We start from the raw sequence: 13,860 nt of genomic DNA, 5'->3' as shown, positions 1-13,860 counted from the left end.
TATGATTGATTCTTTATTCCGTGTATATGAGATGCCTAATAAATAGACGTGTTCTTGAACAAAAAGTTACGTCCCCCCCGTACTTCCGGCGTTATTCCCGCCTGCTGCCGGTGTAGCCGTGTTCTCCGCAGGAGTGTGTGACAGAGTCGGGGTCGGCTCTGCAGACTCGTCAGTATGGGTAGGAGACGGCTCTAAGGGCGTCTCCTCAACGGCAGCCGGCTCAGCACTGGGCTCCGTAGTAGGAACTGCCGTGCTGTTGTCAGCACCGGCAGAAGGCTCCGGTGTAGCTGGAGCCAGCAGTTCTACCTTTGCAGTAAGCTGCGGACCGTCATTCTGCAGTGCTATGAACCGGGGAAGGGAGATTTGCAGCGGAATATCATGAATTCCAGCCGTAAGCCCGCCCACATCAGCAACCACACTGACATTATCCTGGTCCAGCTGGTCCAGAAGGGTGGGCGCACCCGATACCGTCAGATCCATGGAGGTGCTCACAGGATCTAATATAAGGGCCGTCAGCCCGGTAGCTACACCCTCCAGCTTTATAGGCACAGCGGAGATCGTCCGCTGGGCGATCTCCGCTGTTGAGACCGATACATTCATGGCCGCCGGTTCGATCTTACCGGTCCCTTCTGGCGGCTTCAGCTCCAGCTTCAGCTGTTCTGTACCGGCAGCAGTAATGGAGCTTAGATTAAGAACCGCCTCATAGGAGGATAGGTTCTGCAATATCTCCGCACTGCCATATACAGTCACCATATCCTGTTCAGGCGTAACCCGGGACAGGACCAGTGAACCGGGCAGACTGCCGGTATAGCTGATATCCAGCGGCAGTGTTTTGGATGGGAGCGTAATAGGCAGTTCTACACCTACTGTTGAAGGTTCGATCATAGCATCCTTCAGCTCGTTTCCTTCACTGTCATAAGCATAGAGCTTCAGCTTCTTCTCACTGAACGGCTCATTCTCGCCATCCAGCTCAATATCCCCCTGTACCTTCGCTACCCGTCCGAGTTCACTGGCCGGAAGGGTCACCTCTGCCGATACCGGGTCAACCACCGGAGCCCCCACCTGATAACCTGCTGCAGGCTCCCCCGTGATATTCAGGGTTACCGGAAAAGACTTGGTCGTCCGCAGCTCAATATGCACATTCACCTGATTCGGCACCATATCATCCAAGGTTACACCACTCGGCGTCGAATACATTAAGGGAAGCGTATTGTCGCCGGGTTTCACATCACTAAGATCCAGCCACACCCGGTAGGCATCGGAGAACTTGTAGGTAAGATCGGACCTCTTGCCCCTTACCTCCATCCTTACGCTATCTACATCCTTGGTCAGTACATAAGCATCACTGTCGAAGCCTTCAATCTCCACTTTGACATTCTCGATCGTCTTCGATTCGGTATTAACCGTAGTCTGATTCGCCGGTGCCGTATCTACATGTACAATGGTCCAGAGAATAATACTGAGGGCAAGCGCAAGAATTTTGTTGAAGTTATTATTCTTCATCCATTTATCCATTGTTCTTAGTCCCCCTCCATTTCCAGAAAGCGGAACCTTTATCCTTCAGGAGTGAGCTTGCACTCAGCTCTTGATGCAGCTTCGAGATCAGCGACTCTTCCTTAATATCCCGGACGATTTGTCCGTTGATGGCCAGAGAGATCTGTCCGGTCTCCTCGGAGACGACAACAGATACGGAGTCTGCCACTTCACTAATACCGATGGCGGCACGATGCCTTGTTCCGAGCTCCTTGCTGATGAATGGATTCTCTGACAATGGCAGGTAACAGGCGGCCGCAGCAATCTGGCTCCCCTGCATAATCAGCGCCCCGTCGTGCAGCGGTGTATTGGGAATGAAGATATTAATCAGCAGCTCAGAGCTGACTTCCGAACGCATGGCGATCCCGGATTCCGTATATTCATTAAGCCCTGTGGCCCGTTCAAATACGATTAATGCCCCGATTTTGCGCACAGCTAAATAATTCACAGCTTTTATAACTTCCCCAATTAATTTACTGATCTCTTCATCATTCTCGGCAGTCCGCCCGAAGAATTTCCCCCGGCCGAGCTGTTCCAGCCCCCTGCGCAGTTCCGGCTGAAAAATAATAAAGATCGCAAATACCCCAAACGTAAACATCTGGTTCATCAGCCATTTGAGCGTGTACAAATCCAATAGGGTACTGCCCCCCCAGATTACAACCAGGACCAGAATTCCCTTCAGGAGCTGAACAGCCCGCGTACCGCGCACCATATTCAGTACTTTGTAGATGATGTAGCTGACAATCAGAATATCAATTATATCTTTAATGGACTCTTTCCATGTAAGGTCGGTAAAATAGCTCATGGCCGAAAACCCCCGTCATTTCAAAATTAGCTGGGTTTATGTAAATTGTATGTTAGCACTTTATCATATCTAGGTTATAACGTTCTGCCTCCGGTTGCAAGTTTAGGGCTGAAGCAAATTGCAAAACTGGTGTTTTCAGGCAACAAAAAAGCGCCATCTTTCCGGAAAAAGAGGCGCAAATGAGTTTTCTGCTACAAGCGACCAACATTAGCTATCGGTAGGCAACTTCAGAGAACATGTTCGTCACTTTATACCAGAGCCAGCTTACCGCTTGGTCTATGCTTTTGACTTGCCCGGAAATATGGGCGGTTGAAGCCTGATACAGCGAGCCGTCGATCACCGTCACATTGCCGTTGACTTCCCCATAAACTTGAGTTTTACCGTTCTCCACCGTCAGATTGCCGGAAATGACTTTGCCGGAAGGTACGATAACCGTATCCCCTTGGATAACAACCTGATCGAGGTCAGTCCCTCTGACTACAAGCTGTCTATCCTGATTCCAAAAAGTTACAGAACTCATCAGCATCACGAAGATAAACACAGAGGCTGCCGTAAGCGCCGGATGTCGTTTGATCCAGGTGATAAAAGCTCTTTCCTTCTTGGGTTTCGGTAATGAATTCATAATCCGGCCTACAAGATCCTCCGAGGCAACAGGGGTCTGGTGCATCAGGGAAAACATCAGCATATCGGTCTGTTCCAGTTCCTTGAACTTCGCACGGCAATCCGTACAGGATAGAAGATGCTCCTTCAATTCCCTCTGCTGCAGTTCGGGCAAGTCGTCATCCAGGTAGTCGTGCATCATAGAGACGGCCAGTTTGCATTCCATAGGAGCCAATCCTTTCATGAGTGCTTATTTAATTCTTTCAAGACATAGGAGCAGGACGCATAAGACTTGCTTAACTTACATACGTCACTGCCATGCAGGAGTTTCATAAAAAATAATCTATTTTTACAATTTAGGGCCTAATTTTTTACGTAAAAACTCACGTCCTCGATGCACACGGGTCTTGATCGTCGTCACAGGCATATCCAGCACATCACTGATTTCCTGAAGCGATAAATCCTGCAGATAGCGCAGTATCATCACCGATCTGTATTTCACGGGCAGACTGTCGATGGCTTCATAGATGAGGCTCTGAGTCTCTGAGAGCAGCAGTTCTGTCTCCGGTGTCACATTATCGCTCGGAATCATCGAATACCCGTCAATTCCCTCTTGATCGTTCATCTCGGCATCTAATGAATACGTTGGGCGCCGCTTGCGCAGCCGGTCAATACAAAGGTTCGTACCGATACGGTAGATCCACGTTGAGAACTTCTGTTTATCATCATAACGGTCCAAATTTCGGTACACGCGCAAAAACGTTTCCTGAACAATATCTTCCGCCTCATGGCGGTTATTCAGCATACGGTAAGCCAAATGATATATTTTGTCTTTATATAGTTCCACAAGCTCGGCAAATGCCCTTTGGTCGCCCTTCAAGGCGAGCTTTGTCAATCTGCCTTCCAGATTCTCCACCTGTTAACTCCCCCAGACTTGCCGCCCTTGGTATCTCAGTTTCCGAAAATCCACGGTACAAGCATATAAATCGTAATTCAAGTTCTTGCAAAAATCAAGGTTTGTATTGTTACCTTCTATATATTGTGATTGGAAAAGAGGACAGGCGGGCTGATTAGTCGCGGACTGCGCAGAACATTTGGACTTCCGGTCGCTGTTATTGGCAGATTTCCTGATTGGAACCGCAATCTGCGGTCGAAATCTGCCAATAAAGGCGAACGCTGCCGCTCCTCCAGTTCCAAATTTCCGCTCCGCCGTCTCCATCAGCCATGGGGGACCTCTTTTTTGTTGCCCAAAGTATATCTCAGGCAACAATGGGGTGTGCATGGGTTCGGCCGGGTCAATGACTCCCGGCCTCACTTAGAAAGATAAAAACCCCGTCCATCCTCCGGGTAAGAGGGCGGACGGGGTTTCCTGAAGCGGATTCCCTGGCTTCAGACACAAACAAACCTTTTAAAGCGGCTTCGCCGACTTTAAGATCAAGATCAGCTAGATCAAGATCGTAAAAGTAAGATCAAAAGCGCAAACCCTTTAAAGCAAAGCGGCTTCACCGACTTTAAGATCAAGATCAGCTAGGCAAGATCAAAAGAGCAAGATTAAAAACGCAAACCCTTTAAAGCAAAGCGGCTTCGCCGACTTTAAGATCAAGATCGCTAGATCAAGACCGAACAAGCAAGAGCTCAAGCAAAGGCATCAGCCGGTATTCCGGAGACCGGCGGCAATACCGTTGATGGTAAGCAGTACCTCGCGCAGCAGCTCAGCGTCATCGCCCTCCACATCGCGCAGGGCGCGAAGCTCGGCAAGGAGCTGAACCTGCAGGTAGCTGAGCGGATCAACATACGGGTTACGCAGGCGGATCGATTCCTGAATAACCGGAACATTATCCAGAATGTCCTGCTGACCGGTAATCTTCAGGATCAGCTCGGAGGTCAGCTTGAATTCGGCTTCAATCTGGCCGAAGATCCGCTGACGCGCCTCTTCGTTTTTGCCCATGCCGGCATATTCCTTGGCGATTACGAGATCCGCCTTGGCAATAGCCATCTGCAGGGTATCGATCAAGGTCGTGAAGAAAGAGAAGTTGGCATACATATGCTGCATGATCTTCAAATTCTCTTCTTTATCCTCATAGAAGCTCTGCAGTCCTGTTCCGGCCGCATACCATGCAGGCAGCAGATAACGGCTCTGCGTCCAGGCGAATACCCAAGGGATGGCACGCAGATCCTCGAAGCGTTCACTGTTCTTACGCTTCGAAGGACGTGAACCGATATTCAGTTCCCCAACCTCCGGCAGCGGGGTTGATTCTTTGAAGTACGTCAGGAAATCTGGATCACGGAAGATCAGATCCTGATATTTGTTCAGGGAGACTTCAGAGATGCGCGCAATAATCTCATCCCACTTCGCTTCATACAGATCCGCCTGTGGCGATCTGGCATGAATGGCTGCCGTAACCAGAGCAGATGTCGCCTGCTCCAGACTGCGGTAAGCAATGCCTTTCATCGAATACCGGGAAGAGATCACCTCCCCCTGCTCGGTAATCTTGATACCGCCGCCAATGGTGGAAGCCGGCTGGGCCAGAATACTCCGGTTCAGCGGCATACCGCCACGTCCGAGGGCTCCGCCGCGTCCATGGAAGAACTTCAGCTTAATGCCGAATTCATCGGCAGTCGCTGTAATCTGCTTCAGGGCAACGCGCAGCTCCCAGTTCGCAGTAACCACACCACCGTCCTTATTACTGTCCGAATAACCAAGCATGATTTCCTGCAGGTCATTCATCGCAGTAACGGCATCGCGGTAGATCGGCATGCTGAGCAGCGTATGCATAATCTGCGGTGCCTCATGAAGGTCGTCAATGGTTTCAAACAACGGCACCGCCTGCAAAGTACAAACCACTGTACCATCGTTGTCTTTGCGGAACAGTCCCACTTCTTTGGAGAATACCATGACTTCAAGAATATCACTGGCTGCTTCCGCCATACTGATCAGATAGCTTGTGATACATTGCTTGCCGTATTCCTCCTGCGCCTGGAAGATCGTCCGGTATACCGCAAGGCATTCCTCCGTACCTTCACTATAAGACTGGTAAGGGGATGTCAGCGGACGCGGATCATTCAGCAGCTTTTCGAGCAGCTCAATCTTTTGTTTCTCCTCCAGCTTGGAGTAATCCGGTGTAACATTCATTTTGGCCAGAATCTCCGTCATCGCATTCTCATGCTCCTGGCTGTGCTGGCGGACGTCCAGGGTTGACGTATGGAAGCCGAACAGCTCCACCTGGCGGATTAGCTTCTTAATGTAGGTGTCTGCTACATAATCAGCATAGTGATGCCGCAGGCTGCGATCAATCACGTTCAAATCATCTATAAATTGCTCTGGTGAGGAGTAGCGCACAGGCGTGCCTTTTTTCTCATCGTCCAGAACATTCTGTGTCTTGGAGATCATATAGCTGAGCTTAATCCGGTATGGTTCATTATCATTACGCCAGGCATCAACCCGGTTAAGATTGATAATATTACGGTCCTTCTCAATGGACTCCAGCAGCTCCGGCGTCACATTGACGATGCTTGTACTAAAGCTTAGGTACTGCATCAATTCGCGCATAATCCGCTGATACTCACGAATGGCCAGTTTGCGCTGCAGACGCAGCGTCTGCATAGTTACGGCTGCTGTCACGGAAGGGTTACCGTCGCGGTCGCCGCCAATCCATGAACCGAAACGAAGATAAGTTGGCACATGCCAGTTCTGGCCAGGATAGTACTTACTCAAACATCGCTCAAGTTCTTGATAGACATCCGGCAGAACTTCAAAAATCGTCTCATGGAAATAGTACATGCCATTGCGCACTTCATCGAGCACAGTAGGCTTACGGTCGCGCAACTCATCCGTCTGCCACAGTGTAATCACTTCATTCAGCAGCTTCTCACGGAGCTGTTCGCGTTCGCGGAACGTCAGAGTCGGATTATCCAGTCCCATGACATCATCGGAGATCCGTTTGTGGATATCGAGGATCGCACGGCGCATAGCTTCCGTAGGGTGAGCCGTCATAACTAGTTCCAGAGACAGGCCGTTCATAATCTCATGAACATCCTCGTGGGAGAAATCCCGCTCGCGGAGCTCCTGAATCGCGCTTTCAATCGACCCTGGCTGTACGGTCTCCCCGGCAGAACGTTCATAATCGCGCTTACGGCGAATCCGGTGATTCTGCTCGGCTATGTTCACTAATTGAAAATAAATGGCGAAAGCCCGTATCACCTGATGCCGGTTCTCCGTATCCAGTGAACTAATTAGCTCTTTAAATTCATTGTGCAGTTCAGGCAAAAACAATGAGCGCAGCGATTTACTGGTTTCACGGATCTTCTCCACGATATCCAGCAGTTCGTTGCCACCTTGGTGTACCAAGACTTCGCCCAGAATATTCCCCAAGAACCGTACGTCCCGCCGCAGCAGATTATTGGAGTTGCTTTTGCTAACGGTAGTCGTAAGTTCGGTCATTCTGCTCCCCCCATCCTCTTCCGGATCAATGCTCTTAACATTGTCTATTTAAAAGCTTTCCTCATATCATACAATAAAACTGCCCGGAAATCTTCAACTTTATTGCGCGGTAAAGCGATACAGCAATTAAGATTATACACCAATCCAGTTATTTATGCAGTCAGAATTAATTATGTATCTCTTCCTATATATATTGTCTGTTTTATGTAGTTAATATGTAATATTACATGACATAAAATAGAAAAAAAGCCGACTCCTCAGAGCCAGCTGTCAATTATAAGTCATGTTTCATTTCATGGTATTCCCTGGCCGGTTATTGAATGCCAATTCAAATAATCCTGTAGCAGACAGTCCGGCAATCCCTCCTGCCCAGAGGCGAAGGGTAATACCGAGATCTGTAAAAGGGTACGCTGCCGCTCCAACCAGTAACCCTATGCCTAATCCTACAAACGGGATAACGCCCCGCGGCAGACGGGTATTATTTTTGATCAGCTGCACCAAAGCCAGAATAACTACGGCCAGTATTGAAGCAAAAGCTAACACATTGTCAAACAGTTCACTGTTAATCATCAGTTTGCTCCCTTCTGGTGGCTACTTGTAATATTCACTGTTTTTGTACCCGGATTGTAGCCGACCTGTGCGCCTAGCGCTTCTGCGATCACACGAACGGGAGCATAAGTAACACCATTCTCCAGCATCCCTTCTACAATCTTCACTCCGTTCACTTTTACCGTTGCTGTAATTTCACTCTTCACAGTTTGTTCCTCCTTAAGCTTAATGCGTTCATACACTGCCGCCACTGCTGCCGTAGCAGGCTCCGCTCCTGTCCGAAGTGCTGCCAGCGTCATTCCAAAGCTCAGCTGAAAATGCGGATAATCCTTGAAACTGGTCCAGTCCCCGCCCCATTCAAACCCGATTGCCTTGGCCTGCTGCACCACCTCCAGCCAATCGGCTGTGCAGTCATTGTCCCCGTCCTTGTTCGTATCCCAAGAAACACTTGAGCCATTCGGGAGCAGCAGTGCAAAATCCACCGCCAGTCCATAATTGTGATAGCTATATCCGCCGCGTGCATTAGTGACAATCGTTCCCGGCTTGGTTCGTCCCTGGGCATAGAGCGCATCCTGCTCGGCAGTCGTCCGCAGTCCCTGGGTAATCAGGATGGGAACACCGCAAGCATAGCAGCGTTCAATCAGCGTTTTAGCTGCGGCGAGTACGGCGGGATGGAGTCCGGATAGACGGGCAGCGGATCTATTTAAAACCTGAGTCAGAGTCAGCATGCGGATCCCTCCCTTTCCTGATCCCGGACAGTACCAAGAAAAAATCCTGGCATTTGGTGTACATTAACAGCGTCAGAATGACCAGTCCTACAGTAGTGCACGTCTGGGCAATGGCCCAGGCTTCCGATTGCAGCGAGCTCAGCACAGCGTCCGAACCGGAAGTACTGAATCTGATCCAGAAGGCAACCGCCATGTTAACGGTATACGCCCCCAGAAAAAAGAACACTGCCAGCATAAACAGACTGACCACGCGTACCTGGAACCTTTTGCGGAAATACAAAAAAAGCGCAGCTATCAGCAGCAGCGCACAGATAAAGGATATGGAATACGCTATGAACAACACAATATCAATGATGCTCATCCTCTGCCCCCCGATCATAGATTAGGAACTCGGCGAACCCGTTGTTCCTGATTTCATCTTGAATTTCTTTGGAGACATTCTTGTACCTTCGGATAGAGAGCGATACTCTCATTCCCGCTTGCGTCAGCTTCCGTTCTCTATCCCGGTGCAGGGGAGATAGTCGCTTGATCCACTCACTCAGCACGTTATCCCCCCCTGTCTTCTTCATTAATACCATCTGAATTCTTGTTGCCCGCTGAATGGTCGATCTTCAATCGCTGCAGCACTTCAAGTGTCGGTGCCATGAAGTCGGACCGCTCTTTGTCGAGGATGTTCTGCAGCCTGTCTCTGTCTTCCTCGGCACGCTCCAGCAGTTCACGCGGCACCAGATTCCCCTTCACAATCGACCGCAAAAGCACAAGAAAAATCATCAGCAGAATCAAAGCGATGATGTAAGCAAGCCCATACTTATCCGCCAAAGGCAGCAGCTTCTCCAAATTCGCAACATCGTTGCTGTCCATTGCTTCACTCCCTTCTGTGTTGGTAAAAGAAATGCCCCCGGACGGGTCCGAGGGCAAAATAAAAACGCCTTGGTCGGCGCCTGTGGTTATCTATTCTTCGGTTGCAAGAAACTCAAGTCCGCTATCTGCCAGAATTTCTTTGACTGCAAGCTTCAGCGTGGAGGGTATTTCACTATACTTGGTTTTCCCAAGGGTTACACGTTGTGCAAAAAACAATGCCATTATATCCTCACCACCTTTCCATATGAGCATGAGCTTATAAAAGACGAAACATTATTGATAGACCTGCATTGCCATTTCGGCAATAATGTCCTCAATGAAATCCGCCCGTTCGGACAGCGCGTTATTCTGCGCCTTCAGCAGCAGATTTTCTTGTTGCAGCTGCTCAATCTCCGTCAGCACCGGCGGCTTGTTGGCTTCGGCCTCCTGGTACGCTTCCCAGGCTGCTTGCAGTTCAGCTACTGTCGGCTGTGGCTCGTCCAGATTCCAAACGGCGATATATGGGCCGCGCTCTACAAGGTCATAGTCTTCGCCTTCGACTAGAAGGTTATAGTCGATGCCGTAGCGGTAGTGGATGCCCTCAACGGGTTCTTCGCCGACTTCTGGCGTTTTGATCTCGTAGCGGACGCGGCCTTTTTCTTCGGCCCCGGGCCGCAGGACGGGTTCTGGGCCGTTGTCTTGGACGATGAAATTATGCGTTGGGTTGGCGTCCGGGTATAGATACATGATTGCTAGTGCTATATTCATTTTCAATCCTCCTTATGCAATTCTTGTAATCATTAAATAAGAGTAAGAAGGGTCCGGGTTCGTTGACACTCCCGCAGTTGCCGTTGCCCATATAGCCAAAGTCCCACCAGCCGCCACCCCCAACGTTGCTGATCCACTAGCAGCGGTATAACCAGAACTTCCAGGGCGTGTATGAGACATAAATAATGTTCCTCCGCTAGCGGAACCAACTCCGATTTTCAGCTCAATCCCGCTTATAGCGTTTGTGAACTGGATGGATGCCGTGATCATGTAGACACCAGCCATTTTTGCGGTAAAAATGCCCGTTGCCGGGTCATACTCTCCTAAATTATCGTTACCTTCCCAACCGTAAATGACTTTCGTAAGAACATTTGCGGAAAAAGTTTGTTGGACTGAGTGAGTGGCGTACATAAATGAACGTGCCGTCCAAGTATTATCTCCCCATGGATTAATAACGCCGTTAGTTATCGTACCTCTATTAATCGCATCGCCCTGAACGCTTGAAGCCTGCGTACCCGCTTTAGTTGCCGTCCCTCCTTCGGTCGCAGTTATACCATAAGCGTTTCCTGTGCCTGTATTGTCCCATGAGTTAACAAGAGCGCCTTGCGTGGCATGTATTGCCGTTGATCTGTTTGATAGTTCGCAAGAAGCAACCCTGACAGTCGACCCATTTGACGCCTCCACGCCAGTGTATGGCGGCGTAGTAGTTACAACAGCACGGCAAAGTACAAGCTGACAAAATGTTGTATTGACTACATCAAAAGCTGTTTTTGTTTTTGTGGACGCAGTGAACCCTTGGATATATATTTGATTAGAGCAACCATATACTTTAAAGCTATTAACAACGTAGTTAACCACTGTAGCCGCAGTTGTTGCGCCATAAATGTACAACTCTGTCGATCCGTTGAAGTCGGAAACTTTGACATCCTCGGCATACGTCCCGGCATTCACATAGATGTTAACCGCATGGTCCACGTGGTAAGGAACACTGTTAATCGCCTTTTGAATCGTCCTAAACGCCCCACCCGCCGTATTCCCCAGCCCCGTATTCCCATCATTCCCATCCGTCCGGACATAATAGGTAATGTCCGCCGTAGTCTGCTGTGGTGTAGTAGTCAGATTCGCCTTCCCATTCAACTGCCCCTGAATCCCCGCTGTCACCCCATCCAAATACCCAAACTCCGCATTAGACACAACACCCGTGCCGATCTTCGACGCATCAATCGCCGCAGCAGCGTTGATATCTGCATTCACAATTACCCCAGGTGCAATCGCCGTTACGCCATCCCCCGTACTGGTTACATCCCCGGTATGATTGGGATGCACATAATTATTCGCCCCGGCAGCCACACCATCCAGCTTCGCCTTATCCGCTGCAGCCATCAGCCCGGCGGCGGACGCAGTAGCGGCGGCGGTGGATGCCTTGGCATTCCATGCTGTGCGATCAGCAGCCGTGATATGCTTGACCGCATCTGCGGCATGATCCTGTACAGCCTTGACGGCTGTGTCCAGAATATCCATATTGCCGTTCAAATCCGTAATATCCACGATATCTGTGCCATCCGGCTTTTTCAGTCCCAAATTCCCTGTTGTTTTCATCGCTCACACTCCTATTCATATACTCTTAATTCGTTCCAGGTCTTGCCATGTGCACCACTCCAGGTAAGCGTCTTGACGGAGTCCCACCAGGTATAGCTGTACACGAAGCTATAATCCAGATGCGCCGGCTTAATCTCTTCCATGATCTGAATCAGACCGGCCATATTGGCCGGGATGCCCAGCGTACCGACGAAACGCACCTCGAAGCTGTACGCTCCGGGCACCTCCACCACCTCAACATCCCCGCCGGAAAAAGCAGATGCCGTCCTCCGGATCATCTCCGGCGTGGTCGTTCCGTTCCCCCGCAGCTTGGCCTTGATCATCTCCCGGCGGGTTGCGTAAGACTTCCCCGTATCCGAAGTCAGCGCCAGCATCCGCTCCCAGCGGGACAGACTCCACGTTGCAGACTCCAGAGTCTTCTGTGCATCGCTGTCAGCCATCGCATAGGCAAGCTCGCCACATTCCGCACCGGCGCTCGCCTGCAGCTGCTCCATCTCGGGTACGCTCTGATAATACTCCGGCAGGTATTTCATCAGATCAGGGACCTGAACTTCCGGCCCTTCCCCCGACACACCCTCTTCGGAATACTTCAGAAGGCCATATATACTGTCTCCATAAGCCACAGCTACACCCCCTTAAGCTGATTCCAGGTTAGCGGACCTCTGGGCAAATAATCATGGGTATGCGCAGCCGGTGGAAATACGGATGGCTTGCCGTCCACACCGGACCAAGGGACACTATCCGCAGCCTGCGCATAATCGACCTTGCCGTTGTTATTGGTATCATAGATGCTCTTCAGCATGTCGCCGGTGCTTTGGGCGGCAACCAGCAGCAAATTGCTGCTGCCATTCCCAATGTAGAGCTTGCCTGTATCGGTGCAGTAGCCCAATTCGCCTGCGGCAAGCGTACCCAGTGCACTTTCCAGGCCGCGGCGGATTTGAATCAATGTCTTCAGTGCCATGGTCACCGCCCCCTAGAATGTTCCGCCATCTATACTGCCCACCGTCAGCCGGTTGCCGTTGCCCGCATCATAGACAATGCTGCTTCCATCCACATTGGCCGCAACACCTGCCGCATCTACAGTAATACCTTTGCCGGCGGTTACAGCAATCGCATCTGCACTTACCGTAATCCCGTTTCCCGCTCCGACATTCAGCGTTACCGCATCGGCCTGTCCGCCGCCGGTGAGCCCGCTGCCCGCTGTAATGGTCTGCAGTGCTCCCCCCGTCCGCACCCAGGCGGTCCCGTTCCAGCTGTAAATTTTCTGCTCATCATCCACATAAGCCGTCCAGCCGACAACCGGAACATAATACACCCAGACAGCAGACTGGTACTCGGCAACCTGATTGGTTTTCCCTGCCCATACACCCGTAGCTCCAGCCGGGATGATGTAACGTTCACCTTCGACCGGGCTGGCCGGCGGAGCGCTGAGGTTCTGATCCTTGACCGAGGCCTGAGGCTCGATATTATGCTTGGCCAGCTCAATCTCATTTTTGATTTTTTGTGCAGACCACAGATCCGTAATTGCCGTTCCCGTATCATTGATTAACCGGTGCTTAGCGGCATCGTCGATATGGGTTTTGATCTCAGCAGCCGTCTTGGTATTAGTGCCGTCCGACACCTTGTTGGGATGTCCCGCAGTGATATCCGCTTTGAGCACTTTGGCATAGGTAGTGCCATCTGCGATATCATCCACGGTTCCGGTCAGATCTGTTAATTTCTGCGCATTCACCCGGCGCCAGGCCGCCCCGTCATCGAAGTACAAATAACCGCTGTTACTTCCGCTGCTCACATAATACAGCCGGCCCACAGACGCTGCCGCAGGGCGAGAGGCTTCCGGACCGGACAACGCCCGACCGACCATGGAATTGGATGTACCGTCTCCGATGTATATTTCCTTCGTGTCTGTACAGAAGCCCATTTCACCGGCCTTCAGCGTCCCGTAAGTGGACAGCTCTGCCCGCGTACCGCGTTTCACTTGAATAGTTTGTGCCATT

The 13,860-nt window shown here is 50.7% G+C and carries 16 protein-coding genes; all 16 read right to left on the bottom strand.

Going from position 1 to position 13,860, the window contains the following annotated elements; all coding sequences use genetic code 11:
- Window positions 1-66 precede the first annotated feature (66 nt).
- Window positions 67-1,515, bottom strand: coding sequence for a CdaR family protein (locus tag MKX70_RS09435; protein WP_340839940.1), 1,449 nt, complete (start codon window positions 1,513-1,515; stop codon window positions 67-69).
- On the bottom strand, window positions 1,508-2,338 hold the full coding sequence (gene cdaA, locus MKX70_RS09430) for a diadenylate cyclase CdaA (RefSeq protein ID WP_042239887.1): 831 nt from the start codon (window positions 2,336-2,338) through the stop codon (window positions 1,508-1,510). The genes MKX70_RS09435 and cdaA overlap by 8 nt, the downstream gene beginning before the upstream one ends.
- Window positions 2,339-2,549: 211 nt before the next feature.
- Window positions 2,550-3,164, bottom strand: coding sequence for a zf-HC2 domain-containing protein (locus MKX70_RS09425; protein WP_042239889.1), 615 nt, complete (start codon window positions 3,162-3,164; stop codon window positions 2,550-2,552).
- A 123-nt stretch (window positions 3,165-3,287) separates the two neighbouring features.
- Complete coding sequence (sigW, locus tag MKX70_RS09420) at window positions 3,288-3,854, bottom strand: RNA polymerase sigma factor SigW (protein ID WP_039294228.1); 567 nt, start codon at window positions 3,852-3,854, stop codon at window positions 3,288-3,290.
- 732 nt (window positions 3,855-4,586) lie between these two features.
- Window positions 4,587-7,379 carry a phosphoenolpyruvate carboxylase gene (ppc, locus tag MKX70_RS09415; protein ID WP_042239897.1) on the bottom strand — a complete coding sequence of 931 codons (2,793 nt, stop codon included), beginning with the start codon at window positions 7,377-7,379 and terminating at the stop codon, window positions 4,587-4,589.
- Window positions 7,380-7,667: 288 nt separating this feature from the next.
- The gene (locus tag MKX70_RS09410; RefSeq protein ID WP_042239899.1) at window positions 7,668-7,949 is read right to left on the bottom strand and encodes a holin; all 282 of its coding nucleotides are present in this window, start codon (window positions 7,947-7,949) and stop codon (window positions 7,668-7,670) included.
- Window positions 7,949-8,656 carry a M15 family metallopeptidase gene (locus tag MKX70_RS09405; protein WP_340839938.1) on the bottom strand — a complete coding sequence of 236 codons (708 nt, stop codon included), beginning with the start codon at window positions 8,654-8,656 and terminating at the stop codon, window positions 7,949-7,951. Before MKX70_RS09405 ends, MKX70_RS09410 begins: the two co-directional genes overlap by 1 nt.
- Window positions 8,628-9,017 (bottom strand): hypothetical protein, encoded by a 390-nt coding sequence (locus tag MKX70_RS09400; protein ID WP_340839937.1) that lies wholly within the window; start codon window positions 9,015-9,017, stop codon window positions 8,628-8,630. Before MKX70_RS09400 ends, MKX70_RS09405 begins: the two co-directional genes overlap by 29 nt.
- Window positions 9,004-9,201 (bottom strand): hypothetical protein, encoded by a 198-nt coding sequence (locus MKX70_RS09395; protein WP_340782026.1) that lies wholly within the window; start codon window positions 9,199-9,201, stop codon window positions 9,004-9,006. Before MKX70_RS09395 ends, MKX70_RS09400 begins: the two co-directional genes overlap by 14 nt.
- 1 nt (window position 9,202) lies before the next feature.
- Entirely contained in the window at window positions 9,203-9,517 is a 315-nt protein-coding gene (locus tag MKX70_RS09390) for a hypothetical protein (RefSeq protein ID WP_039294205.1), read from the bottom strand.
- Between the two features lie 90 nt (window positions 9,518-9,607).
- Window positions 9,608-9,739: a hypothetical protein gene (locus tag MKX70_RS09385; RefSeq protein WP_340782024.1), complete on the bottom strand. Its 132-nt coding sequence runs from the start codon at window positions 9,737-9,739 to the stop codon at window positions 9,608-9,610.
- A gap of 51 nt (window positions 9,740-9,790) precedes the next feature.
- On the bottom strand, window positions 9,791-10,264 hold the full coding sequence (locus MKX70_RS09380; RefSeq protein ID WP_340839935.1) for an XkdW family protein: 474 nt from the start codon (window positions 10,262-10,264) through the stop codon (window positions 9,791-9,793).
- A 12-nt stretch (window positions 10,265-10,276) separates the two neighbouring features.
- Entirely contained in the window at window positions 10,277-11,863 is a 1,587-nt protein-coding gene (locus MKX70_RS09375; protein WP_340839934.1) for a hypothetical protein, read from the bottom strand.
- Between the two features lie 11 nt (window positions 11,864-11,874).
- Window positions 11,875-12,486, bottom strand: coding sequence for a putative phage tail protein (locus MKX70_RS09370; protein ID WP_042239913.1), 612 nt, complete (start codon window positions 12,484-12,486; stop codon window positions 11,875-11,877).
- 2 nt (window positions 12,487-12,488) lie between these two features.
- Window positions 12,489-12,824, bottom strand: coding sequence for a hyaluronate lyase N-terminal domain-containing protein (locus tag MKX70_RS09365; RefSeq protein ID WP_081956713.1), 336 nt, complete (start codon window positions 12,822-12,824; stop codon window positions 12,489-12,491).
- A 12-nt stretch (window positions 12,825-12,836) separates the two neighbouring features.
- Complete coding sequence (locus tag MKX70_RS09360) at window positions 12,837-13,859, bottom strand: DUF2793 domain-containing protein (RefSeq protein WP_042239915.1); 1,023 nt, start codon at window positions 13,857-13,859, stop codon at window positions 12,837-12,839.
- Between the last annotated feature and the right edge of the window lies 1 nt (window position 13,860).

This window comes from Paenibacillus sp. FSL R7-0312 (assembly GCF_038004445.1).
GTDB lineage: Bacteria > Bacillota > Bacilli > Paenibacillales > Paenibacillaceae > Paenibacillus_AQ.
This window is presented reverse-complemented; position numbering and strand designations above follow the sequence as displayed.

What these genes read in the sequence shown, in the direction of transcription:
- MKX70_RS09435 (WP_340839940.1), bottom strand. Translation starts at nt 1,515, where the DNA reads ATGGATAAATGGATGAAGAATAATAACTTCAACAAAATTCTTGCGCTT.
- cdaA (WP_042239887.1), bottom strand. Translation starts at nt 2,338, where the DNA reads ATGAGCTATTTTACCGACCTTACATGGAAAGAGTCCATTAAAGATATA.
- MKX70_RS09425 (WP_042239889.1), bottom strand. Translation starts at nt 3,164, where the DNA reads ATGGAATGCAAACTGGCCGTCTCTATGATGCACGACTACCTGGATGAC.
- ppc (WP_042239897.1), bottom strand. Translation starts at nt 7,379, where the DNA reads ATGACCGAACTTACGACTACCGTTAGCAAAAGCAACTCCAATAATCTG.
- MKX70_RS09410 (WP_042239899.1), bottom strand. Translation starts at nt 7,949, where the DNA reads ATGATTAACAGTGAACTGTTTGACAATGTGTTAGCTTTTGCTTCAATA.
- MKX70_RS09405 (WP_340839938.1), bottom strand. Translation starts at nt 8,656, where the DNA reads ATGCTGACTCTGACTCAGGTTTTAAATAGATCCGCTGCCCGTCTATCC.
- MKX70_RS09400 (WP_340839937.1), bottom strand. Translation starts at nt 9,017, where the DNA reads ATGAGCATCATTGATATTGTGTTGTTCATAGCGTATTCCATATCCTTT.
- MKX70_RS09390 (WP_039294205.1), bottom strand. Translation starts at nt 9,517, where the DNA reads ATGGACAGCAACGATGTTGCGAATTTGGAGAAGCTGCTGCCTTTGGCG.
- MKX70_RS09385 (WP_340782024.1), bottom strand. Translation starts at nt 9,739, where the DNA reads ATGGCATTGTTTTTTGCACAACGTGTAACCCTTGGGAAAACCAAGTAT.
- MKX70_RS09380 (WP_340839935.1), bottom strand. Translation starts at nt 10,264, where the DNA reads ATGAATATAGCACTAGCAATCATGTATCTATACCCGGACGCCAACCCA.
- MKX70_RS09375 (WP_340839934.1), bottom strand. Translation starts at nt 11,863, where the DNA reads ATGAAAACAACAGGGAATTTGGGACTGAAAAAGCCGGATGGCACAGAT.
- MKX70_RS09365 (WP_081956713.1), bottom strand. Translation starts at nt 12,824, where the DNA reads ATGGCACTGAAGACATTGATTCAAATCCGCCGCGGCCTGGAAAGTGCA.
- MKX70_RS09360 (WP_042239915.1), bottom strand. Translation starts at nt 13,859, where the DNA reads ATGGCACAAACTATTCAAGTGAAACGCGGTACGCGGGCAGAGCTGTCC.